Here is a 16,710-nt window from a genome sequence, read left to right as displayed (position 1 = left end):
CTCACATCCCGGGAACTCGCCGCGGCACTGGCTGTCGCCGCTCATCGGCCACACAGTCGGGAGAGCCTTCGGGAGATAGTAAGCGGAATCTTCGACGAGCCCGATGACGCCATACGGGACGAGTTGTCGGGTGTTCTTGTGGAATCGGCGCCCCCGGCTTCGTACTCGGCCTTGGCGGAGCGCCTGCTCACGCGGGTGAGCAATCGGCCCGAGGCCATGGAAGCACTCCGCACCTGGGTGAGTGCTCTTGGTCCGTCCGGCATCGGCCATGCCAATGTGATGGAGGGTGCGTCGATATCCGGATCGCTCGTCCAGGCGCGGGAGATCAGCGGAGGCGTTCATGTGCACGCGGCGCCCTCCGGCCACCGCGCGGACCCTCCCGTACCGCAGCAACTGCTGCCTGTTCCCGGCCATTTCATCGACCGGGAGTGTGACGTGGCGGAACTGGAGGAATTGCGGAGCCGTCATCGTGGCGCCGGTCCACCGCTGATCGCCATTACCGGCCCCGCGGGGGTGGGGAAGACCACACTGGTTTCCCGCTGGCTGGGGGCTTTACGGGATTCCTTTCCCGACGGGCGGCTTTACGCGGACATGGGCGGCCATTCTCTGGAGACCGCGCGGAGTCCGGGCGAGGTGCTCGGGCAGTTCATCCGCGCACTCGGATACGACCAGGTGCCCGTGGAGCTGGCGGAACAGGCCGCGCTCTGGCGGTCGTTGACGGCGGGGCGGCGGCTGGCCGTGGTGCTGGACAACGCGGTGAGCGCCGCGCAGGTCCGCCCCCTCCTCCTCGGTGAGGCGGACAGCCTGACGGCCGTCGTCAGCCGTCGGCGGCTGAGCGGCCTGGCCGTGGACGGCGCGGCCTTCCACCACCTGGGAGTGCTCTCCTCCCAGGCGGCCGTGGAACTGCTGAGTCATCGGGCGGGCGGCCTGCGCACCGCCCGGGAACCCCGCGCCGCCCACCAGGTGGTGACGCTGTGCGCGGGACTGCCGCTCGCGGTGTGTGTCGTCGCGGCACGGATGGCAGCCCGGCCCGAGCGGACGTTCGCGGAGCTGGCAGGTGTGATGCAGCGGCAGCTCGACCGACTGGAAGTGCTCCGTCTGGAAGGGGACAGAGCTGTGGATACGGCGCTGGACGACTCCTACCGTGCGCTGGCCCCGGACCTGGCCCGGGGCTATCGGCTCCTGGGCCTGCTGCCCGCCGGGATGTTCACCACCTTCGAGGCCGCAGCCGGGTGTGCGCTCGACCTGCGGGAGGCCCACCGGCTGCTCGACGGCCTCCTGGAGGCGAACCTCCTCGAAGAGGCGGGCGTCCATCCCGCGACGGGCCACACCCGCTTCCGCTTCCACGACCTCACCCGGCTGCACGCCTCGCGACGGGCCACGCAGGAAGAGGAGGACCCCGGGGCCGTACGGGCGGAGACGGAGCGGCGTGTCCTCGACTGGTACCTGGCCACGGCGACCCCCGTACGCTCGCTCCTCGTACCCGGCCACCGGCCGCTCCGACGCGACTACGCCTATCCGCCCCGGCACGTCCTGGAGTTCCCCGACGGCGACACCGCATTGCGGTGGCTGAACGAGGAGGCGGCCCGGCTGATGCGGGCCGTGCGCACCGCGGCCGAACGCGGCTGGCACGCGACCTGCTGGCAGTTGGCCGACGCGATGCAGCCGTTCTTCCTGCGCTCGCGCCCGTACGACCTGTGGATCGAGGCGCACCGTCTCGGACTGGCCGCCGCGGAACACGCGGGGCAGGCGGAAGGCGTCAGCCAGATGCTGACGACCGGCGGCGCCGCCCTGCGCAACGCTGGGCAGCTCGACGAGGCAGAGACCTGGTTCACCCGCGCTCTCCAGGACGCGCGTGACCGACAGGACCGGCGTGCCGAGGCTCAGGCCGTGCACGGGCTCGGCCAGACCCACCGGCTCGCGGGGAGGCTGGAGCAGGCAGCCTCCCTCTTCCGGACAGCCCTCACCCGGCGGGAGGAGATCGGCTACCCGCGAGGAGTCGCGCTCTCCCGCTTGTCCCTGGGCGACGTGGCCCTCGCGAGGGGCCGTGCGGAGGAGGCTCGGGGCCACTTCGCACAGGCCCGGTCCGAACTCCTCGGCCTCCAGGACGCGTACGACGCCGCGCGGGCCCTTGCCTTCCTTGGCCGGACGCACGCGCATCGCACGGTGCGGAACTTCCCGGAGGCCGAGAGACTGCTCCGCGCCGCGCTCGATGAGTTCCGGTCAGCCGGATCCGTTCCTTGGCAGGCCCGGGTGCTGGAGATGCTGGGCCTGACCGCGGAGGACCGGAACGACACCGAGGCGGCCCGTCGCCACTACGACGAGGCGCTCACCCTCTACGGCCCGCAGAGTCCCCGGGACACGGAGAGGGTGGAGCGGCTCCGGGCGCGGCTGACGCCCGGGCCGTCCGACCGGGAGTGAGCCGACGGTCCACGAAGTCGCCGAACGTGTCCAGCGGCAGCCCTCGCACGAGCCAGGCGTGCAACAGCGCCGCGAGCAGCGCGTGTTCCCCCGCCGACAGCTCCCTCGCGCCCGTCGCGACCCGGGCCCGCTCACCACCCCGCGTCACGGCCGTACAGACCCCGCCGGGCCCGCGAAGGGTGACGCACAGGCACCCCGGGTACCGCCGCAGCAGCGCGACGGCGTCGTGCCGGCCCGTGCCGTACAGCACGTCCGCGCACTGCCGCACGCGCTCCCCGCGGAACGCGTCGAGATCGACGTACACGACGTCCGCGCTCACACGGCCTCCCCCCACGGCTCGTGACCGGACTCCCACACCGCGCCCTCCAGGGGCGCGGGGAGGGGCAACGGCTCCGTGGCGGGCGGATAGGCGGGCTGCCCCAACCCCAGCACGCGGTACATGAGTCGCCGGAAATTGTGGTTGAAGCGGCCCGGCTCGGAGGAGACGCGGGCGGCGATGTCCGCGTGGGCCTCGGCCCGGTACTCCTCCGCGGCGAAGGCGAGCTGCTCCGCCAGCGGGCGGGACGGTGAGAGCGCCGGGGCCGTCAGCGCCAGGTCGACACCGGGCGATTGCGGGTTGGCGTCCCAGTACGGGAAGTGCGTCATCAGGATCGGAGCGCCCGTCATGGTGCCGTACAGCGTCACCGACCCGTAGTCCCCGATGATCCAGTCCGCCGCGATCAGCGGCTGCCGCCAGTCGGTCTCCGGCGGCAGGACGCTGATTCCCGCCCTGTTGCAGTCGGCCAGCCACGCGCGCACCTGCCAGGGCCCGAAGCGGGACCAGACATTGGGGTGCACGAGGACCGCGACACGGAACTCGTCGCGCGGCAGCTCCGCCAGCAGCCGGGGCAGGAAGGCGCCGAGCCGGCTGAAGGACGAACGCTCCCCCCAGGACAGCGAGACCAGGACGAGTTTCCGGCCGGGGTCCAGGCCCAGCGCCCGCCTGTAGTCACGGCGCAGCGGCAGACTGCGCCGGATGCGGTCGTAGCAGGGATCCCCGGCGACCTCGGCGACCGGGAGCGCCTCCGGACACCAGCGCTCCAGCTCCACCAGGTCCTCGTGGTGGGCCAGCACCACCGCCTTCGGCACGACCCTGCCGGACCAGGTCAGATACCCCCTCCCTGTGACGCCGCGCGGGGCACGGGGCTCCCCGGGGCGCAGTTGTGAACGGCGCGTCAGCGACATCTGCCCGGCCCCGTGCGAGAGCCGGACCAGCGGGGCGCGTACCTGCTCGGTGCCCTGGGAACCAGCGGCCAGCGCGAGGTCGTAGGAGCCGTGCACGGCCTCCTCCCAGCTCACCACCGTGGCCCCGAGCGACCGGAGGAACCGGGTGGTGCCCCCGTTGAACGCGTGCGGCGCCACGGTGAAGGCCACCTCGATCCGCAGGTCCGACTCCAGGAGCGGCAACAGGTCCTGAAGCCGCTTCCCGTACACCTCGGTGTGGACGATGACCAGCAGTTTCTTGCGGTCGTGCTCGGGCATCCACCCCTTCCCGTCCCGTAGCACCGCACTCTCCCGTGTGATGTCCGGATCGGACATTCTCTCCCCCAACGTTCCTGTCGTCGTCGAACAGCGTGCGGATGGGGGGTGCCCGGCCGGACGGACGGAAGTCTTGCGCCGAGCTTGACGAAACCTTGCAGAAACTGCCCGGTGGGCCACGGAGGAGGAGCACTCTTTCGAGTGAGCTGAGCCCGTGGGGCACAGGGTAGAGCTGTGGCCATGTCCCAACAGCCCTTCGAGCTTCCCGAGTTCTATCTCTCGTACCCCGCCCGGCTGAACCCCCATCTCCAGGAGGCCCGTGCCCACTCGAAGGAGTGGGCGCGGGGCATGGGGATGCTGGAGGGCTCCGGGGTCTGGGAGGAGCGGGACCTCGACGCGCACGATTACGCCCTGCTGTGTGCCTACACCCACCCCGACGCCTCCGGCCCCGACCTGTCGCTGATCACCGACTGGTACGTGTGGGTCTTCTTCTTCGACGACCACTTCCTGGAGGAGTTCAAGCGGACGCAGGACCGCCCCGGGGGCAAGGCCTATCTCGACCGGCTGCCCGCGTTCATGCCGCTCGTCCTGCCCTCCGAGGGCGGACAGGAGGCCCCCGAGCCGGTCAACCAGGTGGAGGCCGGGCTCAAGGACCTGTGGGCCCGCACCGTGCCCGCGATGTCGCACGCCTGGCGGGCCCGCTTCGCGCGCAGCACGGAGAATCTGCTCAACGAGTCGCTGTGGGAGCTGTCCAACATCAACATCGGCCGGGTGGCGAACCCCGTCGAGTACATCGAGATGCGCCGCAAGGTCGGCGGCGCGCCCTGGTCGGCGGGGCTCGTGGAGTTCTCCGAGCACGCGGAGGTCCCCGCGGCGGTGGCGGACGCGCGCCCGCTGGAGGTCCTGCGCGACACGTTCTCCGACGCGGTCCACCTGCGCAACGACCTGTTCTCGTACGAGCGCGAGGTCGGTGACGAGGGCGAGTTGAGCAACGGGGTGCTGGTCCTGGAGACCTTCCTCGGCTGCTCCACCCAGGAGGCCGCGGAGGCGGTCAACGATCTGCTGACGTCCCGTATGCAGCAGTTCGAGCACACCGCGCTCACCGAGGTCCCCGCGCTCTGCGCCGAGCGGGGCCTGTCCCCGCTGGACGGCGCGGCCATCGCCGCGTACACGAAGGGGCTCCAGGACTGGCAGTCCGGCGGCCACGAATGGCACATGCGCTCCAGCCGTTACATGAACGGGGGCGGCACCGCCGCCCAGGCGGCTCCCGGCCCCCTCCACATCCCCGCCGGGCCCGGCACCTCGGCCGTGGACGTGGCCGGTGCGGCGCGGCGTACGAACGCGCACCGCGCCCGTTCCTTCACCCACGTCCCGCACCGGCGCACCGGGCCCTCCCGGCTGCCCGACTTCGCGATGCCGTTCACCCTCCGGCTCAACCCGCATCTGGCGGGCGCGCGCGAGCGGATCGTCCCCTGGGCGCACGCCATGGGCCTGCTGGAGCCCCAGCCCGACGTGCCCGGCGGCGTCCTCTGGGACGAGGCCAAGCTCCGCGACTACGACCTGCCGCTGTGCGCCGCCGGACTCCACCCCGACGGCACGGCCGACGCGCTCGACCTGGCCTCCCAGTGGCTCGCCTGGGGCACCTGGGGCGACGACTACTACCCGGTCCGCTTCGGCCGCAGCCGCGACCTCGCGGGCGCGAAGGCGTGCACGGAGCGGCTGGGCCTCTTCATGCCGCTCGACTTCATGCCGCTCGACGCCACGGGCCCCGAAGCCACCCCTGGCGCGGCCCCCGGCGCGGGCCCCCGTGCCGTCCCCGCCACGGCCTTCGAGCGGGCGCTCGCCGACCTGTGGGGGCGGACGGCGGGCCCGATGACGGAGGCCGGGCGCCGCCGCTTCCGCCGCGCCGTCGAGGTGATGGCCGACGCCTGGCTGTGGGAGCTGGGCAACCAGGCGCAGAACCGCATCCCCGACCCCGTCGACTATCTGGAGATGCGCCGCCTCACCTTCGGCTCCGACCTCACGATGAGCCTGTGCCGCATCGGCCACGGCTCCGCGGTCCCCGACGAGATCTACGACAGCGGCCCCGTCCGCTCCCTGGAGAACGCCGCGGCGGACTACGCCTGCCTCCTCAACGACGTCTTCTCGTACCAGAAGGAGATCGAGTTCGAGGGCGAGATCCACAACTGCGTGCTCGTCGTCCAGAACTTCTTCGACTGCGACTATCCGACGGGCGTCGGGATCGTCGGCGACCTCATGCGCTCGCGGCTCCGCCAGTTCCAGCACGTCGCCGCGCACGAACTCCCCGTGCTCTACGACGACTTCGGCCTCGACGAGGAGGCCCGCGCCCTCCTGCGCGGCTATGTCACGGAGCTGGAGAACTGGATGTCCGGCATCCTCAACTGGCACCGCGAGGTCCGCCGCTACCGCGAAGAGGACCTCCGCCGCCACAACTCCCCGACCTGGCCCTTCGACGGCCCCGCGGGCCTGGGCACCTCAGCGGCACGGCCCCCGGCGCTCACGGGACGGCGTTAGGGGGACACCCCGCTAGGAGCGGGGCGAGGCGGCGGGGGCCGTCGTCTCGCCCGTCTCCGCCGCGCTTTGCGTGCCCGCCGCCTCCACCGTCTCCGGAACCGGGGCGGGCCGCGGGGTCCGGCCCCGGAGTCGGGAGACCCCCACTCCCGCGAGGCACAGAGCGCCGCCCGCGAGGGTGAGGAGGGCCGGGACCTCGCCGAGGGCGAGCCAGGACATGAGGACGACGAGGGCGGGGACGACGTAGGTCGTGGCGCCCATGCGGCCCGCTGTCGTGCGGGACAGGGCAAAGGCCCAGGTGCTGAAGGCGAGGGCGGTGGGGAAGACGCCCAGGTAGATCATGTTGAGGGTGCTGGAGAGCGGGGCCTCGCCTATCTGCGTGATCAGTTGGCCGGAGAACGGCAGGCAGGCCACCGCGCCGATCAGGCAGCCGAACGCCGTGGCCTGGAGCGGCGAGGCGTACGCCAGCGCGGGCTTCTGGCTGAGGACACCGGCGGCGTACGTCACGGCGGCGACCAGGCACAGCAGGACGCCGGTCAGCGAGGCGCCCTCGCCGCCGCCCGAGGTCGAGAGGCCGACCACGACCGCGCCGAGGAAGGAGACGCCCATCCCGGCGAGCAGCTTCGGCGGGAAGCCCTCCTTCAGGAGCCAGCCGCCGAAGACGGCCATGAGGATGGGGCCGACGTTCACGACCATGGAGGCGGTGCCGGCGTCGACCAGCCGCTCGCCCCAGTTCAGCGCGACCATGTACCCGCCGAACCACAGGACGCCGGACACGGCGATGCCGCGCCACGCGCCGCGCGGGGGCAGTCCCTCGCGGCGGATCAGCAGCGCGGCACACAGCACGACGGCGCCCGACAGGAGTCTGCCGAGCGCCAGAGCGCCGGGGGCGTAATGCTCCCCGGCGCTCCGGATGGATACGAAGGCGGAGGCCCACAGCACGACGGTCACTCCCGCCGCGAGGAGGGCCGGGCCGTCTCCCCGCTTGCCCTCTGTCGCCGTCATGTTGGTCCCCTCCGTGCCCGTGCCTTGCTGGCCGGACAGGACCGTAACCCCTTCATGGGGCTGGCGCTAGCGGATTAACGACGTGGAGAAGGGCGCTACGGCAGGAGCGCCCGGACCAGGCGGCAGGTCGTCAGGGACGGCGGGTGCACGCCGATACGGGCCGCCGTCGCGCGGATGGCGCGGTTGTGCGCCTGCTCCGGGGTGTAGATCCCCGTGTCGAGCAGTGCTATGGCGATGCGCATGGCCTTGAGCTGGCGGTTATGGGTCTCGTACCACTCCCGGGGGCGGCCCGCGGGGAGCGGCTTCTTCGGCAGGACCGGCAGGGTCGACATCTTGGGCAGCGGGCGCTGAAGCGTGCTCACAGCGGTCATCGACAGCCTCCTCCAGAGCGTCGGTGATCCTCTCACGAACTACTCCAATAATACCCGCGCCCACTGACAAAACCCGCTGGTCATCCGGGAGTTCGGGAAGTGTGTTCGATTCTGGAGGGGGTGGTGTGACGAGGGTTCAGGCCGCCGCGTCGACGGGGGCGTCGCCCGCGAGCGGCGGGCGTCCGAAGTCGCGCAGGATCTCCTCCGCCGCGCGCTCCGAGGACGTGAGCGCGCCGTGCGCCGTGCTCGTGTCGCGGTGGTCCCCGCAGACGTAGAGCCCCGCGAGCATCCGTACGGGACGCTGGGGGTCGTGCGGCGCGGGCATCGCCGGGACCGCGTGCGGGTCGTGGTACGCGGCGAGCAGGTCCCAGCCCTCGGTGCGCGCGCCGTAGAGCGCGGCGAGCTGCGGCCGTGCCGCCTCGTCCAGCACCCGCGCGGGCTCGGCCGTCGCCGGGCCGAGCACGACGGAGGTCACCAGCGTGTGCCCCGGCATCGCGCGCGAGGGATCGACGGCCGAGGTCACCCATGTGTGGCTGAGCGGCCCGCGCGCCGCGCCGTCCGCGTCCACCACGAACGACGGGCCGTGCGGCAGCGGACCGTCCGCCGCGTGGTGCAGCACGGTCACCGGGTGGAAGTCCGGTACGCGCAGCCCCGGCAGCAGCTCCGCCGCCGAGCGCGCGCCCGTCGCGACGAGCACCGCGCGGCACGGGAACGTCCCGTGCTCCTCCGTCGCCACCGCGTGCGTGCTCACGGAGAGGGCACGCGCCCGCGTCCGTACGCTCCCCGGCGGCAGTGCCGCCGCCAGCAGCTCCGGCACCGCCGACTGGCCCCCGGCGGGCAGGCACAGTCCGCCGCGCGCGAAGCCGTGCAGCGTCAGGTCGGCTACCCGGCTGGAGGTGACGAGCTGGGGGTCGGACAGCAGTGCGGTCAGCAGCGGCTGGATCAGCGAGTCCACGGTTCGGGCGGGGAGGCCGCGCGTCGAGAGGGCCTTGGCGGCGGGGAGTTCGGGCCGCGCGAGCAGACCCTCGGGGGACTGGTCGGCGAGCCGGGCGAGCGCGGTGCGCAGCCGCGCCAGGTCGAGCGCGTCGGACATGTCGGCCCGGCTGCGCGCCCCCGTCAGCGCGCGCGCCGCCGTGAGTGCGCCCCGTGTGCCCCTCGTGCGCCGGTCGGCGCGTATCAGGCTCGCCGCGCGCCCCGCCCTGCCCGTACGTGAGGGACGGCCCGTGCGCGTACGGGCGGGGCCCGGGCCGGGGAGGGGGTGCCGCGGCACGTCGCCGACGCGCAGCGTACGGCCGTCCGCGTGCAGCAGGGCGCCCGGCGCGAACGGGCGGAGCGCCAGTGGGCGCAGCGCGGGGAGCTGCTCGAACTCCTCGGCGTCCGGGCCGAGACTGAGCAGGCCCGGCGCGCGGTCGAGCCGGAAGCCGTCCACGCGCTCGGTCGCCATCCTGCCGCCGACGCGGGCGGTGGCCTCCAGCACCGTGACGCTCAGCCCGGCCCTGGTGAGCCGGTGGGCCGCCGCGAGGCCCGCGAGCCCGGCTCCCACGATCACGACATCGACGGTCTCGGCGACCTCACCGCCCTCCGCGCCTTCCGTACGGCCGTTGCCTGCGCGTGCGCTGCTGATCAGCACGGTGCCTCCCCGTCGTCGACGCGCGGTGCTGTGCCGGTGCCCGGTGCCTTGCCGATGCGTTCCTGATGCCCCAACCGGAGCGAGAAATACCTCAGTTGACGACGACTCTACGCAGTGGCGTGATGGCCGACAGTCGTCACGCCCCGCGCACGGGTGCACGTGTGGATGCCGCCGGATTCTGGGCAGGGGGTGCCCCTGTCGGAGCGTCGCAGACCGCGGGTCCGTTCCGGTTGCTCGCGCAGTTCCCCGCGCCCCTGAGGCCCCAGGGGCGCGGGGAACTGCGTGCCCAGCCGACCATCCACGCGCGGACTGCGGCGCGCAGCGAGGGGCACCTCCTGCTCAGGAACCGGCGGGATCGCTCAGCGCGGAGCGGATCGCCTCGTCGATCGTGGGGAACGCGAACGTGAAGCCGGCGTCCAGCAGACGGCTGGGCAGCACCCGTTGGCTGCCGAGGACATCGGTCGCGAAGTCGCCGAGGGCGAGCCTCAGGAGCGGGGCCGGGGCCGTGAAGAGCGTGGGCCGGTGCAGGACACGCCCCATGGCCGCCGTCGCCTCGCGGTTGGTCACCGGCTCGGGGCCCGTCAGGTTGACCGGGCCCGACAGCTCGCTCTCCTCCAGCAGGAAGCGGAGCGCGGCGATGTGGTCGTGGAGCGCGATGGCGCTCCAGTACTGGCGGCCGTTCCCCATCCGTCCGCCGAGCCCGAGCTTGAAGAGGGGGAAGAGACGGCCCCACGCGCCGCCCTTCCGGGAGACGACGAGGCCCGTACGGCCGAACACCGTGCGGATGCCCGCCTCCTGTGCGGGAGCCGCCGCGGCCTCCCACTCCTGGCAGACGTCCGCGAGGAAGCCGGTGCCGGGCGGGGCCGACTCGTCGACGGCGTTGTCGCCCGTGTCGCCGTAGTAGCCGACGGCCGTGCCGACGAGGAGGGTGTGCGGCGGCTCGTCCAGCCCGGCGAGGGCCTTCGCGAGGCCCGTCGTGCCCAGGACGCGGCTGTCGCGGATCTCCCGCTTGTAGGCCTCCGTCCAGCGCCGGTCGCCGACGCCCGCGCCCGCCAGATGGACCACGGCCTCACAGCCCGCGAGGCCCGCCGTGTCCACGTACTGGCGCTTGGGGGCCCATTCGGCCTCGTCCGCAGCGGCGGCGGGACGCCGTACGAGCCGTACGACCTCGTGTCCCTCGGCGCGCAGGGATCGGGTGAGCGCGGAGCCGATGAGTCCGGTCGAGCCGGTGACTGCGATACGCATGGGGCCATCCTGCCCCGAACCCCTCGCGTCACAGGCCCTTGACGGCCGCTATGGAGAAGGGAGTGTCCGGGGTGCCGGGCCCCATCGGGCCGCCCTTGTCGAACTGCGAGCGGACGACGAGGAGTTCGCCCCGCTCCCGGACCAGCGTCGTGGGCAGCGCGAGCCGCCGGTCGGTGACCCGGCGCTCCTGGCGCGCCGTGCGGCCGTCGTCGCCGAGGTGCCAGCGGCTGAGGGCGTGGTCCCGGTTGTGGACGGCCCACAGCGTACGGCCGCGCAGCTCCAGCCCGTCGCCCTGGCGCAGGTCGCCGCCGCGCAGCGCGACGGGACGGAACGTCTCCGAGCCCGCGTCGAGGCGGAAGAGCGCGCCGCTCTCCATGTCGACGGTGAGGAGGAAGCGGCCGGAGGGGGCGGCGACGATGCCGTTGAGCGCGGTCGCCTCGCCCGCGAGGTCGTACCGGGGCGTGAGCGTGCCGCGCCCGTCGTGCGCCCGCGCGCGGGCCAACTGGCGGGGCGTGACGCGGTAGACGACCGCGCGCGTGCTGTCGGTGAGGTAGGCGGTGCCGTCGGGGGTGAGCGCCACGTCGTTGACGAAGGCGGCGCGGTCCGGCTCGGGCACGTCGAAGCGGGCGAGCAGGCGGCGGGTGCGGGTGTCGTAGACGGCGACGCCGGTGGTGTGGTCGGTGACCCAGAGCCGTCCCGCGCGGTCGACCTTGAGGCCGTTGGCGGTGTGCCGCCCGTCGGCGCCCGGGGGCAGGAAGCGCTCGGCGACGCGGTGGCCTGGCGCCATGCGGTAGACGGTGCCGTCCTGCCACGACGCGGCGTAGACGTCGTGCGAACGGGGGTCGGCGGCGATGCCCTCGGGATAGACGCGGTCGCCCGGGAGTACGTACGCGGTGGTGACCGTGGGGCCCGGCATGGGGCCCGGTGTGGCGCTCGCGGGGGCGGCCGTGGCGAGCGAGGCGGCGACGGCGGCCGTCGCGGCGGCGAGAGTGCGGAGCTTGGCGGTGGTCACAGATGTTCGCCCTCTGTCGATCGGATGACTCTTCATAGTGAGATGGGCACTGACGATAATTAGAGTACTAATGCTCGTCAAGGTGCTTCTCTCCATGTGGTCGTTACGATGCGCAGATGACCTCGATGCCCGTACCGGAACGCCTGGGCTCCCACATCAAGAGCGCGGCCACGGCCCTCAACGCCACCAAGCACGCCGTGCTCAAGCCCGCCGGGCTGACCGTGCCGCAGTACGCCGCGCTGCTCCAGCTCGCCGAGCACCCCGGGATGCCCGCCGCGGCGCTCGCGCGGGCCTGCCAGGTCACGCCGCCGACGATGAACACGCTGCTGAAGAACCTCCAGGAGCGCGGCCTCATCGAGCGCACCCCGCACGAGTGGCACCGGAACGTCCTGGAGACCCGCCTGACCGAGAGCGGCCGGAAGGCGCTGGCCGACGCCGACGAGCGGGCCGTGCGCGTGGAGCGCGGGCTGTCCGCCGAGTTCAGCGAGGAGGAGCGCGCGGCCCTGGTCGAGCTGCTCGGGCGCTGCGCGCGCTATCTGGACGAGGTCAGGTCGTAGGCCGTGGTCAGCGGCGGGTGCCGAACCGCTGCCAGAGCTTGGGCAACCGTTCCGCCAGGGCCTCGCTGTCCTCCAGGTCCAGCGGCACGCCCTCCGGGTCGGACGGGGGCTCGGGGAGGCCGAGGTCGGGCAGGACGGTGCCGGTGAGCTGCTCGTACGCCTCGTCGGCCGCGTAGCCGAGGTCCTCCGCGTCGCCGTCCAGCTCCTCGTCGAAGGCGGGCAGCAGGTCGGCGAGCGAGTCCGCGTCGTGCGCGGCGCCCTCGAAGATCTCCCGGCCCTGGCCGATCAGCCAGCAGCGGAACGCGTCGAACGCGTCGTCGCTCGCGCCGTCGAGCAGGATCCACGCGGCGGCCCACAGGTCCCACTGATACGCGCGGCTGTAACGGGCCTCGAAGTGCCGGGCGAAGAACGTCACGGCGTCCGGATCGAGCTGGGCCAGCCGCTCCACGAGCAGGTCCGTCTGCTCCTCGGGGTCGCCCTCGGCGGCCTCGCGGGTGGAATCGATCAGCTCCCAGAACTCCATCTCGTCCATCACGCCCTCAGCATCGGGCCTGAGGCCCTGTCACGCACGTGGAGTGCGCCAGATGCGGCTGTGTCGTTATCCGTCAATCCCGACAGAGGTTGTCGCGTTTCGGTGACACCGTCGGAGGCGGAGCACGCGGAACGACACGAGAGGACCGACGCATGACCGGAGAACAGCCGCTGGCAGGCAGGATCGCCCTGGTCGCGGGGGCGACCCGGGGCTCGGGGCGCGCGATGGCGGTGGAGCTGGGACGCGCGGGAGCCACGGTCTACGTCACGGGGCGCACCACACGCGACTCCGTCAGCGAGATCGGCCGGACGACCGAGACCATCGAGGGGACCGGCGAACTGGTGACGGAGGCGGGCGGCACCGGCGTCGCCGTCCGCACCGACCACCTCGAACCGGAGCAGGTCGAGGCCCTCGTCGCGCGGATCGAGCGCGAGCAGGGCCGCCTGGACATCCTGGTCAACAACGCCTGGGGCGGCGACCACCTCGTCGAGTGGGGCAAGAAGCTGTGGGAGCACGACCTGGAGAAGGGGCTGCGGGTCCTGCGCCTCGGCGTCGAGGCACATCTGATCACCAGCCGGTACGCGCTGCCGCTGCTGATCCGGAACCGCGGCGGACTCGTCGTCGAGGTGACGGACGGCACCGAGGAGTTCAACGGCGCGCACTACCGGGAGCCCTTCTACTACGACCTCGCGAAGGCGGCGCCGCTGCGGATGGCCCGTAACCTCGCGCGGGAACTGGAGGAGTACGGCGCGACCGCCGTCTGTCTCACGCCGGGGTGGCTGCGCTCGGAGGCGATGCTCGACACGCACTTCGAGGTGACCGAGGAGCAGTGGCGCGAGGGCTGCGAAAAGGACCCGCACTTCGCGATCTCGGAGTCCCCGGCGTTCGTCGGGCGGGCACTGGCGGCGCTGGCGGGCGACCCGGACGTCGCACGCTGGAACGGCCGCTCGCTCTCCAGCGGCGGCCTGGCCCAGGTCTACGGCTTCACGGACGTCGACGGCTCGGCACCGGACGCCTGGCGCTACCTCGAAGAGGTCGAACACGCGGGCAAGCCGGCGGACGTGACGGGGTACAGGTGACGGGCGTACGGGGGTGACGGGCGTACGGGCGTACGGGCGTACGCGGGCGGCGGACGTACGGGGGGCGCGCCGCGTTAGGCCGTCCCCGGCCCGTACAGCGCCGCCGTGCGGCGGGCGGCGTCCGCGAAGCGCTCGCGCAGTGACGCGGGCGCCAGCACCTCGCACTCCGGGCCGAGCTGGAAGAGCTGGCTGAAGGCCACCTCGTCGTTCTCCACGCGCAGCGTCACCACGACCCGCCCGTCCTCGTCCGCCGGGGAGGCCGCCGCGAGCGCCTCCCCGGCGGACGCGCGGTCGGTGACGTGCGGCAGCCGCCGTACGGCGTCCCGGGTCAGCCGCAGCGTGGCCTCGGCGCGCAGGATCCCCTGGGCGAACTCGGCCGAGCTGTCCGCCCAGAACTCCGCGAGCCCGAACTCGGGGTCCCGCTCGAACCGTTCGGCGCCCCGCTCGACCTCCGTGAAGCGGTCCACGCGGTACACCCGCCACGAGCCGTCCGTGCGTGCCGCGAGATACCAGACGCCCGCCTTGAGCACGAGCCCGTACGGCTCCAGCTCCCGTTCGACCTCGCCGTCCTTGCGGCGGTAGCGCACGAGGACGCGCCGGTCCGACCAGACCGCGTCCGCGAGGTCCGGCAGGAGGGGCGGCGTCTTCGGCTCGTTCCACCACCCCGGCGCGTCCAGGTGAAAGCGTTGGGCCGTGCTGTCCTGCACGTCCCGCAGCGTGGGGTCCAGCGCGGCCGAGACCTTCAGCCGGGCCGCCGACGCGACGTCGTCGAGCCCCATGTCCCGCAGCGCGCCGGGCACTCCGGACAGGAACAGTGCCTCCGCCTCGCTCCTGCCCATGCCGGTCAGCCGCGTGCGGTACCCGCCGACCAGCCGGTATCCGCCCGTACGGCCCCGGTCCGCGTAGACCGGGACGCCCGCTTCGGACAGGGCCAGGACGTCGCGGGAGACGGTCCGCTCGGACACCTCCAGCTCCTCGGCCAGCTCGGCGGCGGTCATCTCGCGGCGGGCCTGGAGAAGGAGCACCATTTTGATCAGGCGGGATGCTCGCATGGTGAGCATTGTGCCTCGTCCCTCGCCGGGTATCTTGCCCGCTGTTAACGTTCCGTAAGTTCAAAATCGATCTAGGAACGGGATATGGCACAGGAAAATCGTGAGCAGTGGGGCTCCAGAACGGGCTTCCTGCTGGCCGCGATCGGATCGGCCGTGGGCCTGGGAAACATCTGGCGTTTTCCGGCCGAGGCGTACAAAAACGGCGGCGGAGCCTTTCTGCTGCCCTATCTGATCGCACTGCTGACGGCGGGGCTTCCGCTGCTCATTCTCGAATACACGGTGGGCCGCAAGTACCGGCAGTCGCCCCCGGCGGCCTTCCGGCAGCTCACGCGCCCGGCCGAGGCCATCGGCTGGTGGCAGGTCGCCATCTGCTTCGTCATCGCCACCTACTACGCCACCATCGTCGCGTGGGCCGTGCGGTACACGGGCTTCTCCTTCGGCAAGGACTGGGGGAAGGACCCCGAGGCCTTCTTCGGCGGGGAGTTCCTGCACGCGGCCGCGAAGCCCGGCGGGCCCTCCGAGTTCGTCGGCGGCGTCTTCTGGCCGCTGCTCCTCGTGTGGGCGGTGGTGCTGGTCATCCTGGCCCTCGGCGTGCGGCGCGGCATCGAGCGGGCCAACAAGATCTTCATGCCGATGCTGCTGGTCTTCTTCGTCGCGCTCGTGATCCGCGCGCTGACGCTGGACGGGGCGTCGAAGGGGCTCGACGCGCTGTTCTCGCCCGACTGGGACGCGCTCACCGACGGCAGCGTCTGGATCGCGGCCTACGGGCAGATCTTCTTCTCGCTGTCCATCGGCTTCGGCATCATGGTCACCTACGCCTCCTACCTGGGACGGCGCGCCGACCTGTCGAACTCGGCGCTCGTCGCGGGCTTCGCGAATAGCTCGTTCGAGATCCTCGCGGGCATCGGCGTCTTCGCGACGCTCGGCTTCATGGCACAGGCGCAGGGCGTGGCCGTCGACAAGGTCGTCGCGAGCGGCGTCGGCCTGGCCTTCATCGCCTTCCCGGCGATCATCTCCGAGATGCCGGGCGGCCCCTTCTTCGGCGTGCTCTTCTTCCTCTCGCTGGCGATCGCGGGCCTGACCTCGCTGATCAGCATCGTGCAGGTCATCGTCTCGTCCGTGCAGGACCGCACCGGCATGCGCCGGCTCCCCGCCGTCCTGACGGTCGGCGGCGTGACCGCGGTCGCGTCCCTGGCGGTCTTCCCCACCGACGCGGGGCTGCACATCCTCGACGCCTGCGACCACTTCATCAACCAGTACGGCATCGTGCTGGCCGCGCTCGCCTTCCTGATCGTCGTCGGCTGGGTGCTGCGGAAGCTGTCGTTCTTCCAGGCCCACGCCGACGAGACCTCGGCCCTCCGGCTGGGCCTGTGGTGGCGGGTGTGCCTCGCGGTCATCACCCCGCTGGTGCTCGGCTGGATGATGGTCGACAGCCTGCGCACGGAGCTCGACGAGAACTACGGGGGTATGCCGACGAGCTTCCTCGCGTGGGCGGGCTGGGGCGTCGCGGGCGGTGCCCTGCTCGTGGGCATCCTGATCTCGTTGATCCCCTGGCGCGGAGCTCCGGCCACCGACCAGGACACACCGGCCCAGGCAGAGAAGGAGGCACGCTGATGTCCACCGGCGCCATCGTGATGATGACCACGGCCATCGTGATCGTCTGGGGCGGCCTCGTCGCCGCCATCCTCAACCTCCGCCGTCACCCGGACGTGCCGGAGTCGGACTGAGGGGGACTGAGGCGGACTGAGTCGGACTG

At 72.5% G+C, this 16,710-nt stretch carries 14 protein-coding genes; 6 read left to right on the top strand and 8 right to left on the bottom strand.

Going from position 1 to position 16,710, the window contains the following annotated elements; all coding sequences use genetic code 11:
* The first annotated feature begins 591 nt into the window (after positions 1-591).
* Positions 592-2,421 carry a tetratricopeptide repeat protein gene (locus ABD343_RS23775; protein WP_486387852.1) on the top strand — a complete coding sequence of 610 codons (1,830 nt, stop codon included), beginning with the start codon at positions 592-594 and terminating at the stop codon, positions 2,419-2,421.
* Positions 2,422-2,736: 315 nt separating this feature from the next.
* Here ABD343_RS23775 and ABD343_RS23770 read toward each other — a convergent pair whose 3' ends face one another.
* Positions 2,737-3,942, bottom strand: a complete 1,206-nt coding sequence (locus tag ABD343_RS23770) for a hypothetical protein (protein ID WP_344531345.1) — start codon at positions 3,940-3,942, stop codon at positions 2,737-2,739.
* Positions 3,943-4,179: 237 nt separating this feature from the next.
* Between ABD343_RS23770 and ABD343_RS23765 the strand changes: the two genes are divergently transcribed.
* Positions 4,180-6,474 (top strand): terpene synthase family protein, encoded by a 2,295-nt coding sequence (locus ABD343_RS23765; RefSeq protein WP_344531344.1) that lies wholly within the window; start codon positions 4,180-4,182, stop codon positions 6,472-6,474.
* A 12-nt stretch (positions 6,475-6,486) separates the two neighbouring features.
* On the opposite strand, the gene ABD343_RS23760 is transcribed toward ABD343_RS23765, so the two are convergent.
* The 5 genes from ABD343_RS23760 to ABD343_RS23740 form a co-directional block, all read right to left on the bottom strand.
* A complete protein-coding gene (locus ABD343_RS23760) occupies positions 6,487-7,476 on the bottom strand; it encodes a DMT family transporter (protein ID WP_344531343.1) in 990 nt (329 codons plus the stop codon).
* Between the two features lie 95 nt (positions 7,477-7,571).
* Positions 7,572-7,847: a hypothetical protein gene (locus ABD343_RS23755; protein WP_344531342.1), complete on the bottom strand. Its 276-nt coding sequence runs from the start codon at positions 7,845-7,847 to the stop codon at positions 7,572-7,574.
* A 136-nt stretch (positions 7,848-7,983) separates the two neighbouring features.
* Positions 7,984-9,477, bottom strand: coding sequence for an FAD-dependent oxidoreductase (locus ABD343_RS23750; RefSeq protein ID WP_344531341.1), 1,494 nt, complete (start codon positions 9,475-9,477; stop codon positions 7,984-7,986).
* Positions 9,478-9,816: 339 nt separating this feature from the next.
* Positions 9,817-10,722, bottom strand: coding sequence for a TIGR01777 family oxidoreductase (locus tag ABD343_RS23745; RefSeq protein WP_344531340.1), 906 nt, complete (start codon positions 10,720-10,722; stop codon positions 9,817-9,819).
* A gap of 28 nt (positions 10,723-10,750) precedes the next feature.
* A complete protein-coding gene (locus ABD343_RS23740) occupies positions 10,751-11,734 on the bottom strand; it encodes a superoxide dismutase (RefSeq protein ID WP_344531339.1) in 984 nt (327 codons plus the stop codon).
* A gap of 116 nt (positions 11,735-11,850) precedes the next feature.
* Here ABD343_RS23740 and ABD343_RS23735 point away from each other — a divergent pair, with 116 nt between their 5' ends.
* Positions 11,851-12,291 (top strand): MarR family winged helix-turn-helix transcriptional regulator, encoded by a 441-nt coding sequence (locus ABD343_RS23735; RefSeq protein ID WP_344531338.1) that lies wholly within the window; start codon positions 11,851-11,853, stop codon positions 12,289-12,291.
* Between the two features lie 7 nt (positions 12,292-12,298).
* Here the strand turns inward: ABD343_RS23735 and ABD343_RS23730 are convergent, their stop codons facing one another.
* Positions 12,299-12,823: a DUF4240 domain-containing protein gene (locus tag ABD343_RS23730; protein ID WP_344532216.1), complete on the bottom strand. Its 525-nt coding sequence runs from the start codon at positions 12,821-12,823 to the stop codon at positions 12,299-12,301.
* Positions 12,824-12,975: 152 nt separating this feature from the next.
* On the opposite strand from ABD343_RS23730, the gene ABD343_RS23725 reads away from it, so the two are divergent.
* Positions 12,976-13,902 carry an SDR family oxidoreductase gene (locus tag ABD343_RS23725; protein WP_344531337.1) on the top strand — a complete coding sequence of 309 codons (927 nt, stop codon included), beginning with the start codon at positions 12,976-12,978 and terminating at the stop codon, positions 13,900-13,902.
* Between the two features lie 74 nt (positions 13,903-13,976).
* Here the strand turns inward: ABD343_RS23725 and ABD343_RS23720 are convergent, their stop codons facing one another.
* On the bottom strand, positions 13,977-14,954 hold the full coding sequence (locus ABD343_RS23720) for a helix-turn-helix transcriptional regulator (RefSeq protein WP_344531336.1): 978 nt from the start codon (positions 14,952-14,954) through the stop codon (positions 13,977-13,979).
* 84 nt (positions 14,955-15,038) lie between these two features.
* On the opposite strand from ABD343_RS23720, the gene ABD343_RS23715 reads away from it, so the two are divergent.
* Positions 15,039-16,568: a sodium-dependent transporter gene (locus tag ABD343_RS23715; protein WP_344531335.1), complete on the top strand. Its 1,530-nt coding sequence runs from the start codon at positions 15,039-15,041 to the stop codon at positions 16,566-16,568.
* Positions 16,568-16,681: a methionine/alanine import family NSS transporter small subunit gene (locus ABD343_RS23710; RefSeq protein WP_344531334.1), complete on the top strand. Its 114-nt coding sequence runs from the start codon at positions 16,568-16,570 to the stop codon at positions 16,679-16,681. Before ABD343_RS23715 ends, ABD343_RS23710 begins: the two co-directional genes overlap by 1 nt.
* The last annotated feature ends 29 nt before the right edge of the window (positions 16,682-16,710 follow it).

Source organism: Streptomyces albiaxialis, assembly GCF_039530985.1.
Taxonomy (GTDB): domain Bacteria; phylum Actinomycetota; class Actinomycetes; order Streptomycetales; family Streptomycetaceae; genus Streptomyces; species Streptomyces albiaxialis.
This window is presented reverse-complemented; position numbering and strand designations above follow the sequence as displayed.